Here is a 25,004-nt window from a genome sequence, read left to right as displayed (position 1 = left end):
CGGGCGGCCGGGGTTCCGTCAACCGCCGGGCCGGTCCGGATCACCACGGCCGCCCACCGCTGCCGCGGGCCTGATCGACCGCCTGGTCCCGCATTACCCGCCGGTGGAACCACTCGCCCAGTTGCGAGCCGGCCATGAGCCCTGACGCGAACATCAGGAACCCGACCTGCATGACGGAGGCGAGGAAAATGCGGTCCTCGGCGTCCAGGCCACTCGACCGCAGCAGCGGGACGGTCAGCCCGCCGAACCAGATCACCAGCAGCGCGACCCCCCGCACGCGGATGCCCCACGGGCTCGTACGACGCCGCACTCGCTTCGGCGCCCAGCCCCTCAGCGAAGAGATGGCCAGGGGCAGCGCGAATGCCGACCAGCCGACCAGCCAGAACCACAGGAACACCACTCACACCTCCTTACGGAAAGCCGACCAGCGGCGGAAGAATGCACAGTCACCTCGTCGCGGCGCCCCACATCGGGAGCGCGAGTCAGCGTTCCACCCGGCGCACGGAGATCGCTGTCTGCGACAGCGCCTCCTCCACCCGGACCTCCGCGCCTCGCGCCACCGGAACCGGACTCTTCGCCGCCGGCTTCACCGGCTGCCCGGCCCGGTGGTGCCCATGACGATCGCACCGGAGAAGCCGAGCACGGTCACGAAGCCGGCGGCCGGTGCACGCATGCTCACATGGGGACGCCGACAAAAACACTGCCTGGGTCCGGCAATGTTTACGCGCTCTTGATGCCGCTCTCCGCACAGCATGGCTGGAGCGGCACGCAGCCGCCTCGATGCCACCAGGGACGGAAAAGGGACGGAAACAGGTCTACGGTGTCGCGGGGTCGGCCGGTCGCGGGTGGCGGCCGAGGAGTTCGGCAAGACCCTGGCGGGTGGCGGCCAGCACGACCCGGTCCTCAGGGCGTAGGACGTATCCGGGGTGCAGTTCCCAGACCAGGCCGGGAGGCCGGTTGTTGCCGTCGGCCGGATGGGACGCCGCGAGGTCGGGGCGGCGGTCGGCGGGGGCGGCGGCGTCCAGGGCCAGGACGCGCCAGGCCCCGGGGCGGAAGGCTTCGGCGACCGTGCGGCCCTCCAGGTGCGGGTGCCCGGCGACGACGAGGGCGGCGAAGAGCAGCACCTTGCGTTCGACGGGTATGGCGCCGAGGATCTGGCGGCCCATCATCGCGCCGGCGAAGGCGGGGGCCGCGAGGCTGGAGACGCTGCGGCTGCGGGTGAGGGCCCGCGGGTGGGCAGCGCGCAGGGTGCGGTAGACGGCGGTGGCGAAGTCATCGTCGTACAGCCGCAGCGCGACACGCAGGTCGGGCTTGACGGAGCGGGCGTACAGGGCGGCTTCGAGGTTGGTGGTGTCGGAGCTGGTCAGGGCGAGCAGGGCGTGCGCGCGATGGATCTTGGCGGATTCCAGGACGCCCTCCTCGGTGACGTCGCCGATCACGGCGGGGACACGCAGGCGGCGGGCCAGTGGGATGCCGCGTGCCTCGGGGTCCGACTCCACACAGACGACGGGGATGTCGAGTTCCCTCAGTCTGGCCAGCACACGGGCCCCGATCTTGCCGAGACCGAGCAGCACGACATGCCCGGACAGGCCGCGGGGCGGGCGGCGCAGGGCGGAGGCGCTGCGGAAGGTGCCCAGGCCCTCCAGCACGGCAGCCGTCATCACCGGCAGCAGCAGCAACCCTGCCAGCCCGGAGAGGAGTTGGATGATCTGACGGCTCAGCGGCTCGCCGATCGCCGGGTCGTCGATGGCGAACAGGTCGAGCAGCGTGAGGTAGGTGGCGTGCAGGAGGTCGTCGCCGGTGGTCAGCCAGGAGGCGACGGCGAGGCCGAGGACGCAGGCGATCAGGCCGGCCAGCGACCAGCGCAGCCGACGCGAGAACAGTTGTCCGAGTGGGGCTCCCCGGCCGACCAGCCGACCGGCGGGCAGGACCGGTCCGCTGTACGAGACGGCTTCCAGCACCACCATGCCGTGCCCGGTCGCCGCGGTCACCGCGTCCTCGTCCGGCAGGAGCTGGGGCGCCTCGGCACCGCTGCGGTCCGAACCCTCCGCCCCCGCAGGATCGTTGGCGGTCGCCGACAGCAGAGCCAGGGTGCACAGGCCGGGGTCGGCTGCCTCGCCGCGGCTCGGCGGAGTACGCTCCACCGCTCGCAGCAGCAGTCCATCCGCCTGCACGACCTTGCTGGTGCCCGCGACGGCGGTGGCGGCCAGCGCCGGGGCAGCGGTGTCCGCGTCGGACAGGACGGTGGTGTAGGCGTCCAGAGTCACCGGGTCCAGCCCCGGTGAGGCGACGATGGCGGCCTGGTCCAGCAGCTCCTCCAACTGCTGGCCGAGCTTGCGGTTGTACAGCCGGATCACCAGCCGCACCTGCGGGTTGAGGCGCCGGGCGATCAGTGCGGTGCGGATGTTGACCTCATCGTCCTCGTACAGCAGCGCGACCGCCGCGGCCCGTGCCACACCGGCCGCGGCCAGCACCTCGTCGGTGACCTCCGATGCCTCCAGGACCTGTCCGGCATCGGCGGCGTCCGGCGCGGTGCCCGCAGCCCTCGTCATCACCGAGGACACCCGGCCGAAGAGCGCCGTCGCCCGGACCCGGCCGGCCGGCGACGTACCCGCCGCGACACCGCTTCGGGCCGGGGCCACGAGCGTGACGTGTTCGCGGTAGACGTCGCGCAGTTCGTCGGACAGCCGGTGAGCCAGCCCGTCATCACCGCAGACGATCATGTGCCCGCTGCGGGGCGGTACCTGGCGCGGGAGAGACGACATGGAAGATCATTTTGCCGCAGTCCGGGAGCTGTTTCCATGCCTGTGCGACGAACAGCAGGGCGGCACGGTGTAACGGAGGACCGCCCCTCGGCAGGGCGCGCGTCCCGCGTCGACCGGTCGAAGGAGACAGGGGACGTGAGACGGCTGTGGAGACTCCCCTTACTGGCTCTCCGGCCTGCGGAGTCCGTAGCGCTGGACGATCCGGGAGATGTCCCGCGCGGTGATGATGCCGACCACGTGCCGGTCGTCGGTGACAAGGATGGGCAGGCCGCTGCTTGGGCGGAGCTTGTCGAGCACGTCTTGCAGGAGGTAGTCCGGTGCGCAGGTCGTGCACTGCGACAACGGGGTCGCCACGTCACGTACGCGCAGTGTGGGCCGTTGCCCGGCAGGAATCCGGGCAAGCCGGGGCAGCTGCAGCAGGCCGCTGGGACGCCCTTCGAAATCGCTCAGGACGAGCGTCGAGTGGTGGGTCCGCAGGGCCACGTCCTCGACGCAGCGTTCCACGGTGAACCATTCCGGGCAGGTCTCCACGGGACCGGACATGGCATCGGCCGCTCGCACTCCGCGCAGAGCCGGGGCCAGCCGTGCGCGCCGGCGTTCGGCACCGGCGACGACCACGAGGAAGAAGCCGATGACCGCCAGCCACAGACCGGCGAAGACGCCACGGAGAACGGAGATCCATCCCAGGGCGATCAGCAGGATGCCGAGAATCTGCCCGCCGCGTGCGGCCGCTCGCTCGGCCCGGTCCCGGTCTCCGGTACGCCACCACACCAGTGCCTGCACCACCCGCCCTCCGTCGAGCGGCGCGGCCGGCAGCAGGTTGAACACGCCCAGGACGCCGTTCACCCATCCGAGCCAGACCAGGACGGCCGCGGGTACCCTCCAGCCGGACGCCGCGTCCAGCCCGATGCCCGCGCCGAACGCCGCCGCGCCGACGACCATGCTGGTGAGTGGCCCGCTCACAGCCACCAGGAAGACTGCGCGTGCGGCGCCCGGTCTGCCCATCTCGGTCATCCCGCCCAGCGCCCAGAGCGTGATGCTCTGGACCTCGATGCCCTTCCTCCGGGCAGTGATGGCGTGGGCGGCCTCGTGGGCCAGCAGGCTCCCCAGAAGCAGCAGGGCTCCGGCCAGGCCGGCGACCGTGTAGACGGCGTTCGACTGTTCCGGGACCGCGGCGGGGAGCGTCCGGCTGCCGAGGCTGTACCCGAAGAGCATCACCAGCAGGGGCACGGTCCAGTGGATGCGCAGCGGCACCCCGAGGACTCGTCCCATCCGTACCGAGCCGTTCATCACGATCTCCTGCGGACTGAAGCCGACGGTCCGGTGCCCGAGCCGACAGACCGGGACGTCCACGGACCGGACCAGCAGGGCGTCCACCCACTGACAGTCTCACTCACCGGGAGCGGCTGTCGGAGGGCACGGCTTCCCGGGCACGGGCACGGGCGGGCACGGGCACGTCACCTTTCGCGATCGGGCAGGGCCCCAGGCCAGGTCGTAGCCCTCTCCGCCGACGCTCGGAGGGGCGCCGGGGCCGGGGTGCTTGTGTGTCTCATGCTGCCGGGCTCTGGCAATGATCCCTGCGCGGACCGTGCCGTGCCCCCGCCTACCTGCAGAGGGATGCACTGTGGCTCACTATGCGATACGCCACGCACGGGCGTCGTCGAGCGACAGGTCAGGCACAAGCCCGGTCGGCACAGCCACGGACCCGCACCGAGCGGGACCGCCGACACCGGCACCTGGCTCCGCTACCTCCTGGGACGCCCCTGGCAGCAGGGCACCGTACACCGCCACCCGATGCCGGGCGGGCGCTCACTGGCCGACGGCGCCCTGCGTCATGGCGCTACCAGCACGAGCACCGGTCTTCTTCCGGATACCGGTGAACCGCACGAGGAGGAGAACCGCCATGGCGCGCAAGCCGGTTCGGGCTGCGATCGGGGATGTCTGGATCACCTGTCAGGTCTGCCGCGGTGATCTGTTCCGGGAGCGGCACGTGATGCTCAACAGCGTCGGCCTGGAGTTCTTGAAGTTGGCGTGGGCGGACGAGACGGCGAGGGGGCTCATCTGCTGGCAGTGCGGATACGTGCACCTTTTCGTGAACAAGGACATCAAGTTCTACCGCGCCGGCAAGTAACGACGGCCGAGCACCGGCTCCCGGGCCTGGTGCGCTCGTGGCGCGGGCGCGGTTGACGCCGCCGAGGACCTCGGCGATCCGCTCCAGGATGGAGGTGCGGACGGTGGCGTCGCCGATGTCGAGGCCGGCGACGACCTCGGTCACGGTGCGCAGCCCGTCGGCGAGTTCGTCGAGGCGGGCGGCGACGGGCGCGGCCTCGGCGACGGTGGTGATCGCCTCGGCGTCGGCGACGAGCTGCTCGATGTCCGTCTGGTGGTCGGCGAAGGCGTCCTCGCGGGCGAGGTGGGCGACGGCCCGCCGACCGAAGAAGGCGAGGTCGGCCTCGGCGTCGGCGGCGAGGTGGTCGATGCGGGCGGTGTCCGCGTACCGCATCTCCTTGAGGGTGAGCAGGTGGCCCTGGGCGTGCCGCAGTTCGGTCAGCCCGGTCACCCGGGCTGCGGCGCTGCGGCGCTGCGCGGGGCCTCGCCGCGCAGGCGTCGTACGACCGCTGCCACCCGTGCGGTGGCCTCGGCGAGCGCGTCGGCGGCCTGCCGGGTGAGGGCCTGTACGGTCTCGAACTCGGACAGCACTTGCTCGGCGGTGGCCCGGATCTGTCTGAGCGGCGCGTGCAGGTCTCCCTTCTCCCCCGTCTGGAAGACGGCGAGCAACTTGCCGTCGACACGGCGGAGTTGCAGGAGGTGGGCCTGGCAGTAGTAGCGGTAGAGGGCGGCGAACTCGCGGACGAAGGCGGGGTCGTCGAGCAGGCCCGGCACGGCGTCCTCGGGCAGCCGGTTCAGGGCCCGGTCGTACAGCGCGAAGACGTCGCCCACGGTCGTCTCCGGCTTGAGGCCGAGGAAGACGTTGTGGCCGAAGAGCAGGGTGTCGCCGACGGAGACGATGTCGCGGGGCACGCAGTTGTGCTCGGTGCGCAGCCGCTCGGTGCTCGTCAGCTCCAGCGGGGTGGAGCCGAACTCCTCGGTCCGGCGGGCGTTGAGCGCCTCGGCGCGGCGGGCGAGCTCCGCGGCCTGCGCGGTGAGGCGGTCGCGCAGCACCTCGTACGTGCCGGTGTCCAGACCGCTGGTCCCGGTGGTCATGGGGTCCCTCTCGGATGGTCGGAGAGAAGTCGGAGAAACGTGGTCCGGAGCTGCCGTCCCCTGTGCGGCAGCTCCGGACCACGGGCCGGGGCGGTTGGGCCGTCGCGGCGCGGATGGGGCTGGCGTGCGTGGAGCCCCAGCGGCGCGGGTCAGGCCCTGACGCTGCCGTTGAGCGCGGCCCGCGAGGTGTCGGCGAGTCCCAGCTCACCGGCCTTGTCCAGGAGCTGCTGGAACTGTCCGGCGTTCGCGCCGCCGTTCCTCATGAGCTTCATCAGCAGGGCGGAGACGGTCAGGTTCTGCACGTCGGCCGTCGAGACCGAGCCGAGGACGCGGCTGAGGTCGTCGGTGAAGCTGGACGTGCCGTCCAGCCACGGCTGCGCGAGCGCCTGGGCGGTCTGGGAGTGCTGGACGAAGCCGTCGACGCCCTTGCCGAGGGCGATGGAGGACACCAGCCGGTCGAAGAAGACCGACTCGCCGCCGACGATGTCGATGTCGGCGTTTTCCAGCCCGGTCGCGAGCACCGTGGCCTGTGCCTCGGCGACCTGCCGCTGCACGTCCAGCCCGGCCAGGCGGATGTCCTTCTCCGCCTCCAGGCGCAGCCGGTACTCCTCGTGGCCGCGGGAGGCGTCCTCCAGAGCGGCCATCGCCGCCGCCTTCTCGGTGAGACCGGCGGCCTCGGCCTTCAGCCTGCCGCTGATGCCCTCGGCCTCTGCGAGCGCCTTGGCCCGGGCTCCCTCCGCCTCGGCCCGCATGCGCGCCTCGGTGGCCTCGGCCTCCGCGCGGCCGGCCTTCTCGATGACGTCGGCCTCCTTGTCGCGGACCCGGACGGCGGCCAGGCCCTCGGCGGGAGGAGCAGGCAGACGGCGACGAGCACGCCGATGCCCACGATCACGGTGACCATGGCATACGTCCTTCAGGCGTAAGGAAGTTGATCGCGAAGAAGAGAGGCCGGAGGTGAGATCCGGCGGCCGGCGCGGCTCAGGCGGCGCGGTCCCGTGGAGGGAGCGCGGCGTCGCGCGGCACGCCCCCGTGGGGATGCCGGCCGCGGGCGTGCGGCAGTGTGGCGGCATCGCCCGTGCGAGCCTCGCTCGGCACGGACGGCCCGGGTTCGTCCGGGAAGAGGCGGTGCAGCGGCCGTACGATCGTGCGGGTCGCGGCCCAGGCGACGAACAGCGCCCCCACGGATGCGCCCAGGCGCAGCGTCCCGGCGACCGGTCCCGGAGGCACGAACACGGCCACGAGAACCGCCCCACCGGTGCTCAGGGGCCAGGCGAGCACCGTCAGCAGCGAGAGGGCGACCGTCACGGGCACGCCGCCCATCCGCCATGCCCGCAGATCGACGTCCGTGTCGAAGCTGTCGACGCGGGCGACACCCACGGCGGCCAGGAGCCAGAAGCAGACGACCACGACGAGGGCAGTGGTCAGCAGGATCGTGGGCAGGCCCGTGGCCGCTGCCAGGAATGTCCGCATCTCCCGGTCCCCCTCCTCTCGTCTCCGCCCGCGGCGCGCATGAGTCGTCTCCGGCGGTGCACGGTCGTTCCGGGCCTCGGTGCCGGGCACCTGCCGGTGTCCGGCACCGATTCCATCCGCCGTGCTCCCCACAGCCATGCTGCACGATCCGGTCCCGGCCGCGCATTGCCGGTTCCCGGCAGTGTTCATTAGGGTCTGTATGCCGGTGGCCGCCAAGAAGCCGTTACCGGCGCGTCAAGGATGCGGGGGACGATGTGACGGACCGGGAACTTCCCGAGCAGTATCTGGACGGTTACGCCGAGATCCTTGCCGAGGTGTCGGCCACCGGGCGACGCCTCACCCGGGACGAGATCGCCTCCCGCCGCGCCCTGGGTGAGCAGGCCGCAGAGGCCGGTCACGGACTGCGCGCCCTCGTCAGCGCGCATCTGGCCGCCGCCCGCACGGCCTGGCCCGGCACGCCCCGCTCCGCCGACGGCGCGCTCGCCGCCGTGCAGCAGGTCATCGATGCCTTCGCCGAGGGATACGAACGCGCCCAGCTTCTCGCCGTACGCCAGGAAGAGGCCGCCCGCCGCGAGTTCATCGACGACCTCCTCTACGGCCGCAGCGACCTCGGCCGCCTCGCCGAACGCGCCGAACGCTTCGGCCTGCGCCTGTCCCACGCGCACGCCGTCGCCGTCGCGCAGGGCCCGGTCACCTACGACGAGGGCGCCCCGGTGCCCCGGCAGGTGGAACGGGCGCTCATCTCCCGCTTCGGCGACCGTAACGTCCTGCTCACCACCAAGGGCGGCCGCCTGCTGTGCGTCGCCCCCGGCCACCAGGACGAGGTCCTCGCCTACTTCGCCAAACAGGCACACGCCTCGACCGACGGCGGGCGGGTCGCCATCGGCCGCCCCCAGCCCGGCCCCGGCGGAGTCGTCCAGTCCTACGAAGAGGCGCTCAACGCACTCGAACTCGCCGAGCGCCTCGACCTAGACGACCCGGTCCTGCGCGCCGCCGACCTGCTCGTCTATCCCGTCCTGACGCGCGACCGTCAGGCCATGGCCGACCTCGTCGTGGACAGCCTGGGCCCGCTCACCACGGCCCGCGGCGGCGCCCAGCCCCTCCTCGACACCCTCACCGCGTACTTCGACTCCGGCTGCGTCGCCGCCGAGGCCGCCCGCCGCCTCACCCTCAGCGTGCGCGCCCTGACCTACCGCCTGGAACGCATCCGCAAACTCACCGGCGCCAACCCCGCCGACCCCGCCCACCGCTACATGCTCCAGACCGCGGTCATCGGCGCCCGGCTGCTGGACTGGCCCGCCAAGGACCTCTGACACCCTCGACACCCGGCCCTCGCCCCGACACCCGGCCCTCGCCCCGATAGCCGGGGCGGCCGAGATCTACATCGGCAGGACGAAACTCCTGCGCACGATCATGCCTCTCTCCCCGTCCCTCGGTTACCGGATCCCGCGCAATGGTTGAGAGCACCAAGCGCAATCACCAACCGGCCCACCGCCCGCACGGGACGCTTCCCGGTGCGGCTCAACCGCCCACACACCGGCGGTGGTTCCCGCCCACAGTGGCCGTCTCCCCCTCAGCGACTTCGCCGCGCGGCCGGCTTCGGTCGGGTCAGGCGGCTTCCGGCGCGGGCTCCGGCCCGAGGAGTTCGTCCAGGACGTCCTCCATGGTGACGAAGCCGAAGACGGCACCGGTGTTGCCGACCACGACTGCCCTATGGGTTTCGGCTGCTCGCATGGCGGTCAGCGCGTCATCCAGCGGGGTGTCGACCTGGACCCGCGTGATCGGGCGCAGTGTGCCGTGCGGGAAGGGTTCGTCGCGGCCGGCGAGGCCGATCGTGTCCTTGATGTGGAGGTAGCCCAGGACGCTCCCGGCCGGGCCGGTGACGGGCAGACGGGAGTAGCCGGTCGCGACGGCCTCGCGTTCGAGCTGGTCCGGCGTGACGAAGCAGTCGACGGTGACCATCTGCTCCACGGGTGCGGGAATCTCGCCAACGGGTCGGCCGCCCAGTTCGAGGGCGTCCCGTAGCCATTCGCTGCCGCTGGGCTCGATCAGTCCGGCCTTGGTGGAGTCCTCCACCAGGCGGGCGAGTTGGTCGTCCGTGAAGACGACGGCCACATGGTCCCTGGTCTCGACCTTGAGCAGTCGCAGGAGAACATTGGCGAACGCGTTGATGCCGAAGACGACCGGCTGCAGCGCCTGAGTGAGAGTCACCAACGCGGGCGCCAGTAGGAGTGAGGTCTGGACAGGCGCAGCCAGCGCCTGCGGGAGCTTGGTTCGTCACCTGCGGTGACGTTCTCCGGGTCGTACGTGAAGCGGCCCTGTTATCTGCGGCAAGGGGGAAGTGGTGCCCACCGCCGTACAGCTGCCGGTCGGGAAGGCGTTGACCGTCCGTGCGGCGGCCGACGCCTTCCTCGACTCGCTCCGCAACCCGAACACCGCCCGCAGCTACTCGACCGGCGTCGGCAAGACCGCCGAGCAGATCGGGGAGGCCCGCCCGCTCGGGTCGGTCGCAGACGACGAGATCGGCGAAGCCCTGGAACTGCTGTGGGGCACTGCGGCGGTCAACACCTGGAACGCCCGCCGGGCGGCGGTGCTCTCCTGGCTGGGCTGGTGCGCGGAGTACGGCTACGACGGCCCGGCGGTCCCGGCCTGGACGAAGCGACTGGCGGTACCCGACTCCGAGATCCCGGCCCGCTCGAAGATGGCTTGGACCGGCTCGTCGCCCGGCGCGAGGTCCATCTGCGGGAGAAGACGCTGTGGCGGATGCTCTACGAGACCGCCGCCCGCGCGGAGGAGATCCTCGGCGTGAACATCGAGGACCTGGACCTCGCCGCCCGCCGGTGCCCGGTGAAGGCCAAGGGTGCCCGGAGCAAGGCCCGCCGCCGCGGGCAGGCGCGCGAGGACTTCGTGTTGGAGACCGTCTACTGGGACGCCGGCACCGCACGGCTCTTGCCCCGGCTGCTGCGCGGCCGTATCCGGGGGCCGGTGTTCGTCACCCATCGCCGCCCCTGCCCGGGGAAGGTGGTCAGCCCGCGCGACGTGTGCCCGGACACCGGCCTGGCCCGACTCTCCTATGGCCAGGCCCGCGCCCTGCTCGACGAGCACACCGCCGTGCGCGGGCCGGGGACGGGCTGGGACCTGCACGAGTACCGTCATTCCGCCCTGACCCACCTGGGCGAGCAGGGCGCCTCCCTGCTGACGCTGATGGCGAAGTCGAGGCACAAGAAGCCGGAGAACGTGCGCCGCTACTTCAAGCCGTCCCCCGAGGCGATCTCGGAGTTGACCAGTCTGCTCGCACCTGGCGACAGCCGCCGGTGAACGTGCGGTGCTGCCGAGACCGGTGCGTATCCGCGTCTGAGTCTCCCCGGTCCGATACGGGCCGTGGTGGGACTGGGGCACTTGCTATAATCCACCAGTCGGCCTTCGGCGCCCCAAGTTGGGTGCGCGCGAAGGCTTTTTTCATGCCTTCTGACACATCTGCCTCCGGCAAACCTCCCACCACCTACCGTGACCTGCTCCGCAACCGTGAATTCGTCGGCCTGTACGCCAGCTTCACACTGACGGTCGCCGCGAGCACCATGTCGGGCTTCGCGCTCGGCACACTGGTCAACCAGCAGACCAAGTCCCCGTTCCTGACCGCTGTGAGCATGTACGGCGCCACCTTCGCGACGGTACTCGGTGCGCTGACACTGATGTCGGTCGCGGACGGAAGCCGTCCTCGCCGGACCCTCGTCGCGCTCCAGTGCGTCTCGCTCGCAGGTGTTGCCGCACAGGCGGTTCCAGGGCTGCCGCTCGCCGCCCGGTTCGGTCTGCTCCTTGTACTGGGATTCTTCCAGTCCCTGGGAACGGGCACACGGATGGGGCTGCTCGCCGAGGTGGTGCCGACCTCCGCCTATGCACTGGCACGTTCGCTGATGAATATCACCTCGGGAGGCATGGCCATTCTCTGCTATGCCATCGGCGCCGTACTGCTGCGGTACCTGAGCCCGCAGGAGGTCTTCGCCGTCGCGACAGCCCTGACCGGCGGTGGATTGATCATTGTGGCGGTGACGGTCCGGGAACGCTCGATCCGTCTGACCCGTCGCCCTGGACTGCGCCAGACCTGGACGACGAACATCGAGCTTTTCTCCCACTCCGGCCAACGCGCGCTGCTGCTGAACCTGTGGGTCCCCAATGGCCTGATCGTTGGCTGCGAGGCCCTGTTCATCTCCTACGCCCCCCATCACGCCGGCGTCTTCCTGGCCGCCGGATCGGCAGGCATGCTCCTCGGTGACCTTGCGGTCGGGCGGCTGTTCAGCGCCGAGCAGCGGCGCCGCTACGCATTCGCCCTGCGACTGCTGCTCGCCGGCCCCTACCTGCTGTTCGCCGTCCACCCGCCCGTGCTGGTGGCGACAGCAGCGGTGTTCATCGCCAGTGCCGGCTTCGCTGCCACCCTGCCGCTCCAGGAGCAGCTTCTGGAGCTGACCCCTGATCCGGTCCGTGGCCAGGTCCAGGGAGTTGAGTCCGCTGGCCGGATGACGTGGCAAAGTATCGGAGCCGCGATCGCTGGCGGCATTGCCCAGCAGTTCACTTCTGGCACGGCCATCACCTTTGTGGCCGCCGTCTCCATCGCCATCACCGTCTTCTCCCGGCCCTTCGTGGTCCGCGCCCGAGCCGTCCGCGTCCAGGCGGCCAACGCATAGAGTTCCCACGACGGTGCGAGCGGCGGGCGCGGCCAGACGCGCCCGCCGCGTCTCGCTACTCGTCGACAGCGTCCAGGGCACGGAGGGGCCGCATTCCGCCGGGCAGATCGGGGAGCTGGAAGGAGTACCGGCCCAGCACGTTGATGTGGTGGCGGACGAACGGGGAGAGGCGGGCGACGTCCTCGTCGCGGACGTCGAAGCCGTCGGCGCGGAGCTGAGTGAGGGCGGCGTCCATGTAGCGGGTGTTGAACAGTACGAGGGCGTTCAGGACCAGGCCCAAGGCGCCGATCTGGTCCTCCATGCCGTCCTGGTAGCGCTGATAGAGCTGGCCGGTGGTTTCGACAGCGTGAGTTGGGGTCTGGCACAAGTTTCGTGCGGCGGTCACTGGCCGTGACATCAGCGGCATGTGATGAGATGGCCAGACCTTGTTCGCCGCCTTGCCGGGAGATCGTCTCAATGCCTGCTGCATACCCCTCCCTGACGCGGGCCCTGGCCGAGGCCCTGGTGGATGTTCTCTGGTTCATCGACGGCTGTGAAGACGAGCAAATGGATCCGGATGATGCCGTCAAGGTCCTGGAGGGCGTCGCCTACATCGTGAGCAACCTGTCGCGTGAACAGCGGGACGAGTTCCTCGACCTGCTGGGCACTATGGCGCGCGAGGAGGCCGATCCGTCTCGGCGAGCGTTTCTGGAAGAGTTTCCGGACGACTTCGGGCTCGTGGAGGACGCGGTCTGACCGGGATCTTCAGGAGGCAAGCAGGACCCGCTTGCGCAGGAGGCCAAAGCCTGCGCGGCCGAACATCTGCCGTTTGAGCATCTTGATCCGGTTGACGGCTCCTTCGACCGGGCCGGAGTTCCAGTCGGTGGTCAGTCCGGCGGTCACCGCCTCAAGGTCGCTGTTCAGGCCGGCCGCAAAGCTGCTAATGCCGGGCAGGTTGGCCTCTGTGGCCTCGATGATCCATGCGGGCAGGCCGGAGCCGCTGAGTGTCGTGAGCATCTCCGCGAACGAGCCGGTCAGCTCAGCTGCGGACGCCAGTTCCGGGCAGTGGTCGAGTACGGCCTTGCGGTGCAGCTTCTCCTCCTCGGTGAGGGTGGCGGGGTGCCGGGTGAGCCAGCCGGTCACCTTCCGTACCGACGGCGGTGGCGGGGCGGGTGTGAAGCCTTCCTGCCGGGGCAAGTCGCGCCGGGCCCAGTCGCGGACGGTGGAGTAGTGGCCGCGGAAGCCGCGTGCGGTGATCTCTCGGTGAAGATCGAGGATGGTCACCTTTCCGTCGGTTTCGGCCCAACGTTGGGCTAGGTAGGGCTTGAACGGATCGAGTTTGCTGGGGAGTTGACGCTTGCGGCCCTTGACCATGTCCTGCCAGCGGGCGGCGCGGGCGTACCGCTGGACGGTGTGCCGTCCCCAGCCCAGATGGCGGGCAATGTGGCGGATGCCCATGCCCTGGGCGAGGAGATCGTGGACGAGGGCGTGGTGGGCGCGGGCCCGTTCGGCGAACTTGCCGGTCGGGTCGTCCGTTTCGGCGTCCTGGCCGGGTGCCGCCTCGGCGGGCGTCTCCCATGCGGGCTTCGGGTTCCGGGTGGGGTGGCGGCAGGTCGCGCAGGCAGGAGCGGTGGTCGGCGACGGTTTTCTCGACCGCGGAGGTGAGGTTCTGCCAGAGATGGAACCGGTCGGCGACCTGGAGGGCCTGGGGTGCGGCGGTGTTGGCCGCCTCGGCGTAGGCGCCCGCGCGGTCGCGGCAGATAACCTCGATTCCGGGATGGGCCGCGAGCCACGGGGCGAGGGTGGCGGCGTCGCGCTCGGGCAGCAGGTCGAGGACCTGGTGGGTCTCGGCGTCGATCACGACCGTTCCGTAGACGTGACCGCGTCGGAGCGCGAAGTCGTCCACGCCGACGGCGCGGGGCTGCGTCGCGGCCGGGTCGGGCAGGTCCATCACCCGGCGCAGCAGCGTGGTGCGGCTGGTCGCGATACCCATGACCTGGGCGAGACGGGCACCGGCCCGGCCGGCCAGGGCCAGCCCGATCGCACTCATCGTCTGCCGTAGCCGCTCGGTGACCCGGCCGTAGCGGCGGGTCAGCCCCGGCACCTGCTCCACGAACGTTCGCCGACCGCATGCCGTGGCCGTGCAGAAGAACCGCCGGACCCGCAACGCGAGTTGCGCGCTCCGTCCGGCAGCGGGCAGGTCTGCGGGAAACCGCAGGTAGGAGCTGTGAACGCGTTCCGTCCAGTGGGCGCAGTCAGGGCAGGCGGCCCCGGTGGGCGTGCACCGGGCCTCGACGTGTATCGCCGCGCCGTCCGCATGGACGGCCACGACGGCGACGCCGGAGACCGATGGGAACAACAACTCCTGCAAATAGGACCGCACCTCGTTCACGGCCACCGAATGTCCGCCGTGTCACCCGTACGAGGAACGATTTCGAGGCGACTTGCACACCACACGAAGGAAGATCAACAATTACAAGGCGTCACCGACGCACGGAACTTGTGCCAGACCCGTATTTTGGCCCCACCGTCGCGTCGCGGGGTGTGGTTTAAGTACTCCAGCCGTAGTTGTGATCTTGGTGGGCTGCCATCGACAAGCAGCCGAGTGCAGGAAAAGCGAGCGGAGTGAGTACTCACTCATTGACGGAGTGAGTACTCACTCCGTATTCTCGCGGTCATGACAGCACCTAAGGAGAACCAGACCACCCGCCGCCGCGCCCCTGGCATGTCACCGGAGCAGCGCCGCGAAATGATCATCCAGACCGCGATCCCGCTGATCGCCGAGTACGGCGCCGCGGTGACGACCGCGAAGATCGCCCGCGCCGCGGGCATCGGCGAGGGCACGATCTTCCGGGTCTTCGCCGACAAGGACGAGCTGCTGCAGGCGTGCATGGCCGAGGCGCTCTCCCCTGAGCACGCGGTCCGCGAGCTCGACGCGATCGACGTATCCCAGCCGCTGCCCGACCGGCTCGCGGAGGCGGCCGAGGCGCTGCAGGCGCACATGTCCAGGATGGGCGCGATCGCCGGCTCGCTGGGGCATCGCGGCGGCAAGCACCCCGGCACGGTGCGCGGCGCCGGCCGCGACGAGTCGACGACCCGTATCCGCGCGGCCCTCGCGGAGCTGCTGGAGCCCGACAAGGCCGCCCTGCGCCGACCGCCGGAGCAGATTGCGGCCCTCTTCTTCGGACTGCTCTTCACCCAGCCGCGTACGGAGGACGAGCCCGACCTGACCCCGCAGGAGCTGGTGGAGGTCTTCCTGCACGGGGCGCTCTCGGGGGGCGCCAAGTGAGCGCGCGGAGCAGGCGCCTGGGGGTTACGGCCCTGGCCGTCCTGGCCCCGGTCCTGGTGTGGCTGGTCGCGGACCCACTGCTGGGGCACCGGCTGCGGATCGCCGACGGCGAGCAGACGCTCGACATCGGCGCCGTGCCCGTGGCGGTCGTCGCACTGCTCGCCTCGCTCTCCGGCTGGGGACTGCTGGCCGCCCTGGAACGGTTCGGGGCGGGGCGCGCCCGCGCCATCTGGACCGGGGTCGCCGGCGCCGTACTGGCCGTGTCCTTCCTGCCGTTCATCGGCGACGGCATGGACGGCGGCACCCGGATCTCCCTCGCTCTGATGCACCTGGCGGTGGCGGCGGTGCTGATCCCGGGGCTGGTAGGGGCGGTCCCGGGCCGGTAATCCGGGTTCTCGTGTGTGCGGTTAGCCGCTGCCCTGCTGGTTCTTGGTATGGGCAAGGCGGTAGGAGTCGGTGCCGGTCTCGATGATGTTGCCGCCGAAGGTGAGCCGGTCCACGATTGCCGCGCAGAGCCGGGGGTCGGTGAAAGTCTTCGTCCAGCCTCCGAACGATTCGTTCGAGGCGATGGCCACGGAGGCTTTCTGCTCCCGCTCGGTCAGGACTTGGAACAGCAGTTCGGCGCCGCGGCGGTCCAGTTCCATGTAGCCCAGCTCGTCTATGGCGAGAAGGTCCACGCGGCCGTAACGGGCGACAATCTTGGTCAGCTGCTTGTCGTCGGCGGCTTCGACGAGTTCGTTGACGAGCTTGGTGGCCAGGACGTACTTGTCAGCCCGCGGTGGCGTTGGACGGTCACGGCTGTTCTCCCTTCTGACGAGCGGTGGGCGGAGGGTGTCGAAGCAGCGCGTCGTAGGCGGCCAGCGACGGCAGCGGCCGGGTGTCGGCAGGCAGCCGGGCCAGCCGCCGGACGGTCAGCGACGCCACCGGCGACGGCTGCGGGTCATCCGGCGGGCCGTCCGCGGTGGGGTGGTCGGCGTCGGCGGCCTTGCGGGCCTCCAGCGCGACCACGTCCGCGGTCAGAGCGCCGGCCTTCAGGGCGGCGGCGATGCCGACCGCCACGTGATCGTGCGTCATGTGCCGGTGCAGCAGCAGGACATCGATCAACGCGCGGGTTCCCTCGGCGTCGCCGTGAGCCTTGCGGACCGCTTCCCACCAGGCGTCGTGAACCGGGGTGGACTTGCCTGCCGCGCGGGCCTGTTCCAGCGCCGTCGCCCCGGGCAGGGCGCCGGGCTTGCGCACCAGGGCCTCCAGGTAGTGGTCGCGCTCCAGCCGGACGGCGCCCTTGGCGACCAGGCGCTCGTGCCGGGCAACCTCCACGCGGCCGTCGTAGATGACCACTTCGGAGGCGTGCAGCAAGACCCGCACTCGCCGTCCGATCAGCCGCACCGGCACCGAGTAGCGGTTGGTACGGACACTGACCTGCCCGTAGCGGTCCACCCGCGACCTGGACCGGGCCGAGCATCTCGCTGCGACGCATCCCGGTCCGGGCGAGGATCTCGATGGCCGGCCGGGCGAACGGATCGGGGTCTTGGCGGGCGGCGGCCAGCAGCTTGGCGGCCGCGGCGTCGTCGAGGATGCGGGGCAGCGGCTCTTCCGCGATCGGGAAGTCACTGTCGAAGATCAGCTGGCGGGGTGGACGGTCGGGAGCATCCCACGCGTCCAGGCGGTGGAAGAAGCCGCGGAGCTTGCTGAGGCGGTCACGGACGGTGTGCCGATGTAGCGGGCCACCGCGGGCGGCCGGACGCTCCAGCAGCCACTGCCGGTAGCGTTTGATGTGCCCTCGCCTCAGCTCGGCGACGCAGGTGACGCCCGTGTCTTCGGCAGCGATCAGCAGGGCGAACTCCCGCAGCGTCAGCTCGGCGTTCTTCACGGTGCCCGGCCGCATCGTTCCGGCGATCTGCCCCAGGTAGTGCTGCATCGTGTCCGCCATCCCAGTTGGGACACGGCCCCATTCTCGGGCCCGCATGTCGGCGCGGTCCGGCGAGCGTCGGCGAGGCAGCTGGTCGCTCAACTCGCAGTGGAACAGGGTCGCTTCCAGGTTGAACAAGGCGGTCGACAGAGCCTTGACGCCACGGTTTGGGATGCGGCGAGCTGCTTCCAGCAGTTGCGACGTCCCTCGTCCCAGTCGCTTTGCTGCAGCTCGTGTGGCTGCCTGCCGAACAGCGCGATGAAGTGCGCCAACAGGTTGAACTGCGTCATGGCCACGGTGTCGCGAAAGCCAAGCGTGCGGGCGGTCTCCATGAACCGCAGGTGCAGTTCCGGCTCCGTGCGCGCGAGCACGATGCCCAGACGAGGGCGGCGAGCGACCAGGTAGTCCGCCCCAGGCTGCATGCGTGCGCGGAAGGCCGCGACGTGCGCCTCGGTCCACGCGAGTTTGTGCTCGTCCCGCAGCCGCTGGTGGATCGTGGAGACCGTCACGGTCCCCAGCAAGTCCTTGATGTAGTCGCGGTGTTCGTCGATGTCGGACCAGGTGACCTGCCGCAGTCTCCTGTCGACGAGGCCGGGGGAACCAGCCCTCGATCAGCCCGGCCCAGTCGGCCTCGCTCATCGGCGGGCCGCCCGGGGTGATCCCGGACCCCTCCGCCGGGGCCAGGTACTTCCTGACGGTCTTGCGGTCCACCCCCAGCGACGCGGCCAGCGCGCTCTTCGAGCGGCCTGCGTACCAGTGGACGTAGATCTCGGTGATGTCGACCACGACGAACGTTCTCCTCGCCATCCGGGCTGCCCATCGGCCATCAGAACCACGGGACGAGGAACATGAGCAGCTCCGCGACGACCAGGTCCCTCGATCCCGACCTCCGCGCTACCCATGGTCAATCAGGAGGAATCTTCATGAATGCCCACATGGCGCTCAAACCGCCCGACATGCGGAATCCCTCTGTCCGCCTCACCGAGGTGCGACCGAATCCCCGGTTGCCCGCCGCTGGCCGGGCCACATGTCGTCATACGCGGCGTCCATGAACTGCGCCTGCGGCCCGCGCAGCGCAGAGGAGTCTGCTATCTCGCCCTGGGCTGCCTGCACCAGGGAAAACGCATAGCGATAGGCAGAGCCTCGCAGGGGCTCACTCCTGGCCGCCAGGTCGATCTCCGCCTGTGCGAGCCACAGGTCATCGACGAGTCGGTCGAGCACCGCATCGTCTGGCGTGCCATCACTGACCAGGCGAGTGAGCGCTGCCTTCTCCACCTGCGACGCAATGCCGAGGAACTTCAGGACCGCGTTCTTCAACTCTGCACGGTGCGCGGCTGATTCCTGTACTTCGAGCTGCCGGGTACTCGCTCGCGACACGAGGTACTGGCCGAAGATCGACCCGCCGGCGCCGAGTGCGACACCGGCCAGAGACAACAATGCCGGCCCCAAGGTTCCCCAAGATCCCATACCGGGAGTCTCTCAACTCCCCGCGACCGCCATCCCCATGGGGACTCGTGACCGTGAGGGTGAGGAATTCCGTGACGCTCAACCCCTCACAACTGGGAAATTCCTTGACCGCCGACAAGACCCTGCCTGACAGGTATCAGCGGGGTGTTCAGGCATGTTCGGCACGTTGGTGACGATGTGACCCACGGGCCTCCCTGTTGCTGCTGCCTCCGGCTAGGGGGCCTGGCGGGCCTCGCGCGGATCTGGGTTTCCCGGCTGATGACTACGACGCGTTCGTAGTCGGCGCGACCGCCCGGAGCGCACCTACAGCAGGGAGATCATCACCGCGAACACGGTGACGGCCAGGGCTAGCACCGGCAGCAGTTCAGGGGCAATGACAACGGCCAGGCCTGCGACGACGGCCGAAAGGCCGGCGGTGACGATCACGTGAGTGCGGTCGGGTGTGGGCGGCATGAGGACTCCAAAAGGGCGGCCGGAATGGGCACGCCGGAGACTAGCCCGGAGGCGCGGACCGTTGTCTCGGTCGAAACACCCTCCCGGACCATGCCAAGCCGCACTTGCCTTACTTGCCTGACACCAGATCAGGGTGCCTGACCTGCGCGGAATGTCTCTGCACCCTAGATAACGTCGGACGACGGCAGGCGCGACACCTACCGTGCGCGCCTGCCGCATTGCGGCCTTTCAGCCCCGCGGTGCGACGCGGATACGGTTCCCGTCAGGATCGGCTGCGACGAAGGTCAGCCCGAACCCCGCATCATGAGGCTCCCGCAGGATCGTGACCCCCTTGGACTTCCACTGCTCAAAGATCGCGTTGACCTCGTCGGGTCCACCGCCGATGGCCAGGCACACCTCACTGGTGCGCGGGACGTCCGGTGACAGATCCTCGAACTGGCCGGACCACACACCGAGGTCAGCGCCTGGCCCGAGGTCGAAGGTGATGTATCCCGAAGTCTCGAACGAGGGGCTCATGCCGAGGAGGTCGCCGTAGAAACGAGCTGCGGTGGGAGCGTCGTTCACGTAGACGATGGACACGACGGATCTGGTCATGGTTGTTCCTTCTCACAGGTCGTAGGTACGCATCCACCAGCCTGACCGGGATATGCGCCGCATCGTGTCGCAATTCGCTGAGAAAATTGGTGGGTGACCCCGGATCGCTTCTTCGCCCTGATGCTGCTCCTCACATCGAGGGATGCCGTGACCACACAGGAGCTCGCCTCAGCGCTCGGGGTGTCCCTTCGAACCATCACCCGAGATCTGAACTGGCTCCGCGACGCCGGTCTGCCGGTGACCGCACACCGGGGCCGCCTCGGAGGCGTGACCATGCTGCCCGGATCCGGACTCGACCTCACGCGACTCACACCGGGCGAGCGTGATCATCTGTCGCTCACCGGGCTGGATGAGAAGCAACGTGCGGAGCTCAACGCATCGGTCGAAAGCCGGCGCGCGCTCTCCAAGATCGCCGCTACACAGCCACGTCGAGTTCATGAGCTCCTGCCGCTCACCGACGTAGTGCACGTGGACAGCCGTCCCTGGCGTCAGGCACGAGCTTTCGGCACGACTCCGGCTTCGCTGATCGGCGCAGTGCGGCGAGGTCGCCGGCTACGGATCGAGTACGACAGCCCACGCGAGTCAGGCCCACGCGACCTGGTCGTGGATCCCTACGGGCTGCTCGCCAAGGCCGGCATCTGGTACCTCGTCGCCGACTGCGCCCGAGTGCCACGGATGTACCGACTCGAACGCATCACGACGTGGAAAGAAGCCGACCAGCCACGACGGATCCGCGAGAGCCAGACCCTGGCCACCGTCGCTGCAGCGCTCATTGATCAGTGGGAACACAACCACGCGATAGAGGTCAGCGCCACCATCGACCAGACCCAGATCGAGCGGGCGCAACGGATCTTTGGCCTACGACTCGTCTGGGACGACCATGAGGAATCCGCCACCGGCCGCAAGGTAACGATCCGCTTCCTGCATCTGGAGGACGTGCGAGCACTACTGCCGTTCGGGAGCGCCATCACTGTGCACGGCCCCACCGAAGCCAGGGCTCACCTCCGCGACCTCGCCACCAATCTTGCCCACCACTATGCGCCGTCACCAACGTCCTGACCCGCAACAGCTAGTGTCCGGTTTCGGGGTATGGCCCGGCATCGGCGAACAGGCGGATCCGGTCCTGTTCCGCGGTCTCGTCGGAGGCGTTGAAGTGTCGTACCTGGTTCCACCAGCGCCCATGGACGTAGCCCTCGCAGTGGTTGAACTCATGGGCCGTACTGCGTAGCCGCTGCCACTCGCGCACGATTGTGGCCCGCTGCCACCTCTCGGGCCGCTCCACCACGAGCAGCTCGTGCAGGAGCCCGGCCGAGTCGCAGACCAGGCGGAGCAGAGACCGCATGGCGAAGGACGTCTCACCCGTCTCGCCGACCTCTTCGTACACCCGTCCCAGCTGTGCGTTGAGGAACGTCTCCAGAGCCCGGACGTCCTCGGGCCTCAGATCTTCTGCGTAGGTGAGGGTGCGTTCAGACGGTTGGGTCGTCATGCAGGCGGATCCTCCCTTTCGTGCGGTGTCGGCTCCCGTAGTGGACAACTCTACGGAGACGAAGCTGACACCGTCAGCCACGTAAGAGGCCAGTTCAGCACGGTTGGTGAACCAGAAAGGTCCAGATAACCGCCTGCTCATCCGTCAGGAACTCGACCGCCACAACAGCTCTCCGAAGATCGACAATAACGACCCGCGAAGGCTCTGACGCTCAATCACCCCAGGTCAAAGCACCAACCAGCCCGGCGAACGCGCAGCGACGAGACGGTGATGCCGAGCTGGGCGGTGGCCAGCACCGCGGTGAGGTGTTCCAGGCCCCACAGTACGGTGCGGGCCCGCTTCTCTCGCTCGGCACCGACGAAGAAGGTTGGTCAGCAGGGTGAGCGCGCCGATCAGCCAGCTGGATGGTGGTCATCGGACGCCTTCCTCGTTCGTCGGCGACCGGGGGTGGAGCGGTGATGCGGACGCGGTCCGCCCGGTGGTGGTCGATGCCGAGCACGGTCAGCTCCCAGCCATCGATGTGGACGGTGTCTCCCTCGACGGGGATGCGCTCCAGGCGGGTGGCGATCAGGCCTGCGACTGTCTCGTACGGCCCGTCCGGAGCTGTCAGGCCGATCACGTGCGTGAGCTGGTCCAGGCGCACACCCCCATCCACGTCCCATCCCGTCCGGCCGTCGGGGGAAAGACCGGTGAGCACCAGCTCGGGTTGCTCCTCCCGGTCGTGTTCGTCGCGGACCTCACCGACGATGTCCTCGACGGTCACGACTCCGGCAGTGGCGCCGTACTCATCGATGACGACGGCCATGGTGGACTTGTTGCGCAACCGCACATGGAGTCGGTCGACGGGCGGTGTCTCCGGTACGAGAGTTCCAGCACGCGACCCGCCCACTTGTCAGCGCGCTCAAGGAACTGATGGCCGAGTTCGCCCACCGCGACGCGAGTGAGGAACTCCAGCGATATCTTCGCGACGTGGCCGACCACGTCAGTCAGACCAGTGAGCGTGTCGACCCCGTTCTGCTCGCACCGACGCTGGTAGGGGCGATCTACGGCATGAACTTCGACAACATCCCCGAGCTGCACTGGATTTTCGGCTACCCGTTCGCCATCTCGCTGATGGCGGCGATCTCCGGAGGCATCTACATCGCCTTCAAGCGTCACAACTGCCTCTGACCAGACCACGACCGCGGCCCAGGGTCCCGGTGTTCGGCCTCGACGCATCGACCTACCACTTCTCACCACTGCACCATTGTTCAGCTTTCATGGCTTTTCATCACTTCGAGTGAGCCACGGGGACTGATTGACAGGAAGGGTATAAAAATCGCTGTATGAGCACATTCCGCATCATGCCGTCAAGCCGCCTCGCCGTGACCTGCGCCTTGGCTGCTGCGTTCCTTCCCATCCCGGTCGCACTGGCCGTGGCCCTGCTCCAACCTCCCGCACCACACTCGACCTCACTGTCCGACCTGCCGCAAGTAGTCCCTGAGCCGCCACCTGCCGAGGTGGTCCGCAAGGAGCTCGCGGCCCTCACCGTCGAGGCTCCGCACCCACTGGAGGGCTACAGCAGAGACAAGTTCGAGCACTGGGCCGCCGAGAACCGCTGGCCCAAAATCCAGGAAGCCGTGCTCCGTCGCGACGCCAAGGCCGTGAGCCCGGACACGCGCGCCCGGACGGCATCACAGCACTGGCACAGCCCCTACGACGACCGGATCCTCACCACCGCCTCAGAGGTTCACGTCGATCACGTCGTGCCGCTGGCCAACGCATGGCGCTCGGGAGCGGACAAGTGGAGCCCGGCACGGCGCCACAAGTTCGCCAACGACCTCTCCACCACGCAACTCCTCGCCGTCTCAACCCATGCCAACTGGTCCAAAGGGAATAAGTCTCCCGACCAGTGGGTCCCGCCGAACGCCGCCTACCACTGCGTGTACAGCAGGGCTTGGACCCATGTGAAGTTCACCTACGGGCTCTCGGTCACCGAGAAGGAGAAGGCCGCGCTGAACTCCATGCTGGACACCTGCCCCTGACGGCCGGGACCACCCGCGGTGCGGCAGCGACTGCGGCCTCCCGGACCCGGCGGCGCGACCGGAAGTCATCCAGTGTTCGTTGAGCCCGCTCGCCGCGCCCTTAAGGATCTCGTTCGCCCGCTTCAGCTCGGCGTTCTCCTTCTTCAACGCCTTGAGCTGGGCAGGCTCCTCCGTCGTCGTCCCCGGACGTGTCCCCGCGTCGATGTCGTGCTGCTTCACCCAGTTCCGCAGCGTCTCGCGGGAACCGATGTCGAGCTTGTCCGCGACCGCCTGCAAAGCGGCTGTCTCGTTCGGGTAGTCACCGCGGACTTCGGCGACCATGCGCACCGCGCGACGGCGCAGCTCAAGCGGGTAACGGGAGGGTCGTGCCATGGCTCAATCCCTACATGGAATCGAGTCTCCACTTCACCCGGGGCGGTTCACTGCGGATCCAGGACGCGAAGCGCCAGCCCCGCCGCCGGCTTCGGACCGAACGAGGTGGACTTGCGGGGCAGCAGCACTCCGGCACCGGCCAGTTCGCGCACTTGGTCCTCCGTGATCGGGGGTAGCAGGAGGGCGACGCCATTGCCGGGCGTGGCCACGTCCTCGACCGCCCTGCCGGCGTTGTGGACGTACCGCACAGCGCCTGGCAGATCAGTCACCGACCAGGCGTCGGCCAGCAGCAGGTGGTCGCTGACGGCGGCGGGGAGCGTGGCCCACTCGGGTGGGTGGGTGGCCAGGGCTTCGCGCAGCGCCTCGGGCTGGGGGTCGGTGACCGTCCACGCCTGTCCCGCGCCGGCGAGGACGAGCTCGCCCGGGCAAGGTGGTCGTGGTCCTTCGGGCAGGGGCCGGACGCGGGCCACCTCGGCCGCCACGGAGGCCGCCTTCTCCGGGTCGAGCCCGGGTATGACCCGGTGGATCGCGGAGAGCCGGAGAGGATACGTGACGGTGTCGACCAGAAGCGCGAGGCTGCTCCCCCAGAAGCCCCCGGGCTTCGCGCCCAGGTGCCGGAGGGCGGCGTATCGATGGTGGCCGTCCGCGATGAGGGCTCCGCCCCGGGGCAGGCCGCTGGTCACCAGCGAGGCCTCCTCCTCGTCGTGGCAGGCCCATAGCGTGTGGGTGATGTCCCCGAGCCGGGCGACCGCCGTCGGCGTGCGGCGGGTGACGTGCTCCATGACCTGTGCCGCCGTCGACTCCGTACCGCGGTACGTCAGCAGCAGCGGCTCCAACTGGGCGCGCAGACCGGACATGTGCGCGGCGCGCTGCCGCACCACGTGGGGAGACACGCCTTCGTGGGGCAGTAACACGCCTTCGGCGTTGCCTCCTTGAGGCGGCAGCACGAGGTCGCCGATCAGGCCGCGCTGCAGGATTCGGGCGCCCCGTTGCTGCTGGTAGACGTAGACGGCGGGCCGCTCGTCCCGCCGGAGGACGCCGCGGTTGAGCCAGCGTCGCAGGTGGCGGGCGGTGGCCCGCGGCTCGTGGGTGTGGATCAGGCGGGCGATGTGGTGAGGGTGGGCGCGCAGAGCTCGTACCTGTTCCAGGCTGAGTTCGTCGTGGGGTGGGGCCAGAAGACGGGACAGGTCACCGACACGGTCCTCGTCGTAGCGCACCGCTCGAAAGGAGCGGAGCCGCAGCGGTGTCGGTTGCTGTCCCGGAACGGCAGGGGTGGGCATTGATCACTCCTCTTGAGGCGCGGTCCGGCA

19 protein-coding genes and 10 pseudogenes are annotated in these 25,004 nt (G+C 69.5%); 9 read left to right on the top strand and 20 right to left on the bottom strand.

Annotation, left to right across the window (positions count from 1 at the left end):
- Nucleotides 1-40: 40 nt before the first annotated feature.
- From FNH04_RS05910 to FNH04_RS05875, 6 genes and pseudogenes are all read right to left on the bottom strand, one after another.
- Nucleotides 41-400 carry a hypothetical protein gene (locus tag FNH04_RS05910; RefSeq protein ID WP_152780991.1) on the bottom strand — a complete coding sequence of 120 codons (360 nt, stop codon included), beginning with the start codon at nt 398-400 and terminating at the stop codon, nt 41-43.
- Nucleotides 401-815: 415 nt separating this feature from the next.
- Nucleotides 816-2,765, bottom strand: a complete 1,950-nt coding sequence (locus tag FNH04_RS05900; protein WP_228031176.1) for a potassium channel family protein — start codon at nt 2,763-2,765, stop codon at nt 816-818.
- 159 nt (nt 2,766-2,924) lie between these two features.
- Nucleotides 2,925-4,055, bottom strand: coding sequence for a site-2 protease family protein (locus FNH04_RS05895; RefSeq protein ID WP_152781030.1), 1,131 nt, complete (start codon nt 4,053-4,055; stop codon nt 2,925-2,927).
- A gap of 877 nt (nt 4,056-4,932) precedes the next feature.
- Nucleotides 4,933-5,969: pseudogene (locus FNH04_RS05885) on the bottom strand (DNA repair ATPase); the annotation flags it as partial.
- Between the two features lie 149 nt (nt 5,970-6,118).
- A pseudogene (locus FNH04_RS05880) lies at nt 6,119-6,814 on the bottom strand (flotillin family protein); the annotation flags it as partial.
- Between the two features lie 133 nt (nt 6,815-6,947).
- Nucleotides 6,948-7,439: a hypothetical protein gene (locus tag FNH04_RS05875; RefSeq protein WP_152780986.1), complete on the bottom strand. Its 492-nt coding sequence runs from the start codon at nt 7,437-7,439 to the stop codon at nt 6,948-6,950.
- Between the two features lie 254 nt (nt 7,440-7,693).
- On the opposite strand from FNH04_RS05875, the gene FNH04_RS05870 reads away from it, so the two are divergent.
- The gene (locus tag FNH04_RS05870; protein ID WP_322722636.1) at nt 7,694-8,752 is read left to right on the top strand and encodes a PucR family transcriptional regulator; all 1,059 of its coding nucleotides are present in this window, start codon (nt 7,694-7,696) and stop codon (nt 8,750-8,752) included.
- A gap of 295 nt (nt 8,753-9,047) precedes the next feature.
- Here FNH04_RS05870 and FNH04_RS05865 read toward each other — a convergent pair.
- Nucleotides 9,048-9,698: pseudogene (locus FNH04_RS05865) on the bottom strand (CBS domain-containing protein); the annotation flags it as partial.
- Nucleotides 9,699-9,783: 85 nt separating this feature from the next.
- On the opposite strand from FNH04_RS05865, the pseudogene FNH04_RS05860 reads away from it, so the two are divergent.
- Both FNH04_RS05860 and FNH04_RS05855 read left to right on the top strand, forming a co-directional pair.
- Nucleotides 9,784-10,757: pseudogene (locus FNH04_RS05860) on the top strand (tyrosine-type recombinase/integrase).
- Nucleotides 10,758-10,900: 143 nt separating this feature from the next.
- Nucleotides 10,901-12,121, top strand: coding sequence for an MFS transporter (locus FNH04_RS05855; RefSeq protein ID WP_152780982.1), 1,221 nt, complete (start codon nt 10,901-10,903; stop codon nt 12,119-12,121).
- A gap of 55 nt (nt 12,122-12,176) precedes the next feature.
- On the opposite strand, the pseudogene FNH04_RS05850 reads toward FNH04_RS05855, so the two are convergent.
- Nucleotides 12,177-12,452 (bottom strand): annotated as a pseudogene (locus FNH04_RS05850) (Tn3 family transposase); the annotation flags it as partial.
- A gap of 125 nt (nt 12,453-12,577) precedes the next feature.
- Between FNH04_RS05850 and FNH04_RS05845 the strand changes: the two are divergent.
- Nucleotides 12,578-12,856: a hypothetical protein gene (locus tag FNH04_RS05845; RefSeq protein WP_194236569.1), complete on the top strand. Its 279-nt coding sequence runs from the start codon at nt 12,578-12,580 to the stop codon at nt 12,854-12,856.
- A 9-nt stretch (nt 12,857-12,865) separates the two neighbouring features.
- Here the strand turns inward: FNH04_RS05845 and FNH04_RS47395 are convergent, their stop codons facing one another.
- Together FNH04_RS47395 and FNH04_RS47390 are read right to left on the bottom strand one after the other, a co-directional pair.
- Nucleotides 12,866-13,558 (bottom strand): transposase, encoded by a 693-nt coding sequence (locus FNH04_RS47395; protein ID WP_228031175.1) that lies wholly within the window; start codon nt 13,556-13,558, stop codon nt 12,866-12,868.
- Nucleotides 13,559-13,778: 220 nt separating this feature from the next.
- Nucleotides 13,779-14,429, bottom strand: a pseudogene (locus tag FNH04_RS47390) (ISL3 family transposase); the annotation flags it as partial.
- Nucleotides 14,430-14,777: 348 nt separating this feature from the next.
- On the opposite strand from FNH04_RS47390, the gene FNH04_RS05835 reads away from it, so the two are divergent.
- A complete protein-coding gene (locus FNH04_RS05835; protein ID WP_152780978.1) occupies nt 14,778-15,389 on the top strand; it encodes a TetR/AcrR family transcriptional regulator in 612 nt (203 codons plus the stop codon).
- Nucleotides 15,386-15,775 carry a DUF6069 family protein gene (locus tag FNH04_RS05830; protein WP_322722635.1) on the top strand — a complete coding sequence of 130 codons (390 nt, stop codon included), beginning with the start codon at nt 15,386-15,388 and terminating at the stop codon, nt 15,773-15,775. The genes FNH04_RS05835 and FNH04_RS05830 overlap by 4 nt, the downstream gene beginning before the upstream one ends.
- 21 nt (nt 15,776-15,796) lie before the next feature.
- Here FNH04_RS05830 and FNH04_RS05825 read toward each other — a convergent pair.
- From FNH04_RS05825 to FNH04_RS05800, 6 genes and pseudogenes are all read right to left on the bottom strand, one after another.
- A pseudogene (locus tag FNH04_RS05825) lies at nt 15,797-16,156 on the bottom strand (ATP-binding protein); the annotation flags it as partial.
- Between the two features lie 25 nt (nt 16,157-16,181).
- On the bottom strand, nt 16,182-16,826 hold the full coding sequence (locus FNH04_RS05820; RefSeq protein WP_228031174.1) for a Mu transposase domain-containing protein: 645 nt from the start codon (nt 16,824-16,826) through the stop codon (nt 16,182-16,184).
- 570 nt (nt 16,827-17,396) lie between these two features.
- Nucleotides 17,397-17,807 (bottom strand): hypothetical protein, encoded by a 411-nt coding sequence (locus FNH04_RS47385; RefSeq protein WP_228031173.1) that lies wholly within the window; start codon nt 17,805-17,807, stop codon nt 17,397-17,399.
- A 469-nt stretch (nt 17,808-18,276) separates the two neighbouring features.
- A complete protein-coding gene (locus tag FNH04_RS05805) occupies nt 18,277-18,765 on the bottom strand; it encodes a hypothetical protein (protein WP_228031172.1) in 489 nt (162 codons plus the stop codon).
- A 303-nt stretch (nt 18,766-19,068) separates the two neighbouring features.
- Entirely contained in the window at nt 19,069-19,191 is a 123-nt protein-coding gene (locus tag FNH04_RS48550; protein ID WP_265580006.1) for a hypothetical protein, read from the bottom strand.
- Between the two features lie 255 nt (nt 19,192-19,446).
- Nucleotides 19,447-19,812, bottom strand: a complete 366-nt coding sequence (locus FNH04_RS05800) for a VOC family protein (RefSeq protein WP_152780976.1) — start codon at nt 19,810-19,812, stop codon at nt 19,447-19,449.
- 93 nt (nt 19,813-19,905) lie between these two features.
- Here FNH04_RS05800 and FNH04_RS05795 point away from each other — a divergent pair, with 93 nt between their 5' ends.
- Nucleotides 19,906-20,871, top strand: coding sequence for a helix-turn-helix transcriptional regulator (locus tag FNH04_RS05795; RefSeq protein ID WP_322722634.1), 966 nt, complete (start codon nt 19,906-19,908; stop codon nt 20,869-20,871).
- A gap of 10 nt (nt 20,872-20,881) precedes the next feature.
- Here the strand turns inward: FNH04_RS05795 and FNH04_RS05790 are convergent, their stop codons facing one another.
- Entirely contained in the window at nt 20,882-21,298 is a 417-nt protein-coding gene (locus tag FNH04_RS05790) for a hypothetical protein (RefSeq protein WP_152780974.1), read from the bottom strand.
- Nucleotides 21,299-21,740: 442 nt separating this feature from the next.
- Nucleotides 21,741-22,172, bottom strand: a pseudogene (locus FNH04_RS05785) (transporter associated domain-containing protein); the annotation flags it as partial.
- Between FNH04_RS05785 and FNH04_RS05780 the strand changes: the two are divergent.
- Nucleotides 22,163-22,468, top strand: a pseudogene (locus FNH04_RS05780) (CorA family divalent cation transporter); the annotation flags it as partial. The pseudogenes FNH04_RS05785 and FNH04_RS05780 overlap by 10 nt on opposite strands.
- 155 nt (nt 22,469-22,623) lie before the next feature.
- Nucleotides 22,624-23,322 (top strand): HNH endonuclease family protein, encoded by a 699-nt coding sequence (locus FNH04_RS05775; RefSeq protein WP_228031171.1) that lies wholly within the window; start codon nt 22,624-22,626, stop codon nt 23,320-23,322.
- Between the two features lie 81 nt (nt 23,323-23,403).
- Here FNH04_RS05775 and FNH04_RS49325 read toward each other — a convergent pair.
- Both FNH04_RS49325 and FNH04_RS05765 read right to left on the bottom strand, forming a co-directional pair.
- Nucleotides 23,404-23,694: pseudogene (locus tag FNH04_RS49325) on the bottom strand (transposase); the annotation flags it as partial.
- A gap of 47 nt (nt 23,695-23,741) precedes the next feature.
- On the bottom strand, nt 23,742-24,974 hold the full coding sequence (locus FNH04_RS05765; RefSeq protein WP_152780970.1) for a DUF1015 family protein: 1,233 nt from the start codon (nt 24,972-24,974) through the stop codon (nt 23,742-23,744).
- Nucleotides 24,975-25,004: the final 30 nt, after the last annotated feature.

This window comes from Streptomyces phyllanthi, assembly GCF_009377205.1.
GTDB classification, from domain to species: domain Bacteria; phylum Actinomycetota; class Actinomycetes; order Streptomycetales; family Streptomycetaceae; genus Streptomyces; species Streptomyces phyllanthi.
This window is presented reverse-complemented; position numbering and strand designations above follow the sequence as displayed.

What these genes read in the sequence shown, in the direction of transcription:
- FNH04_RS05900 (WP_228031176.1), bottom strand. Translation starts at nt 2,765, where the DNA reads ATGTCGTCTCTCCCGCGCCAGGTACCGCCCCGCAGCGGGCACATGATC.
- FNH04_RS05895 (WP_152781030.1), bottom strand. Translation starts at nt 4,055, where the DNA reads ATGAACGGCTCGGTACGGATGGGACGAGTCCTCGGGGTGCCGCTGCGC.
- FNH04_RS05875 (WP_152780986.1), bottom strand. Translation starts at nt 7,439, where the DNA reads ATGCGGACATTCCTGGCAGCGGCCACGGGCCTGCCCACGATCCTGCTG.
- FNH04_RS05855 (WP_152780982.1), top strand. Translation starts at nt 10,901, where the DNA reads ATGCCTTCTGACACATCTGCCTCCGGCAAACCTCCCACCACCTACCGT.
- FNH04_RS05845 (WP_194236569.1), top strand. Translation starts at nt 12,578, where the DNA reads ATGCCTGCTGCATACCCCTCCCTGACGCGGGCCCTGGCCGAGGCCCTG.
- FNH04_RS47395 (WP_228031175.1), bottom strand. Translation starts at nt 13,558, where the DNA reads ATGGGCATCCGCCACATTGCCCGCCATCTGGGCTGGGGACGGCACACC.
- FNH04_RS05835 (WP_152780978.1), top strand. Translation starts at nt 14,778, where the DNA reads ATGACAGCACCTAAGGAGAACCAGACCACCCGCCGCCGCGCCCCTGGC.
- FNH04_RS05805 (WP_228031172.1), bottom strand. Translation starts at nt 18,765, where the DNA reads ATGGGATCTTGGGGAACCTTGGGGCCGGCATTGTTGTCTCTGGCCGGT.
- FNH04_RS05800 (WP_152780976.1), bottom strand. Translation starts at nt 19,812, where the DNA reads ATGACCAGATCCGTCGTGTCCATCGTCTACGTGAACGACGCTCCCACC.
- FNH04_RS05790 (WP_152780974.1), bottom strand. Translation starts at nt 21,298, where the DNA reads ATGACGACCCAACCGTCTGAACGCACCCTCACCTACGCAGAAGATCTG.
- FNH04_RS05775 (WP_228031171.1), top strand. Translation starts at nt 22,624, where the DNA reads ATGAGCACATTCCGCATCATGCCGTCAAGCCGCCTCGCCGTGACCTGC.
- FNH04_RS05765 (WP_152780970.1), bottom strand. Translation starts at nt 24,974, where the DNA reads ATGCCCACCCCTGCCGTTCCGGGACAGCAACCGACACCGCTGCGGCTC.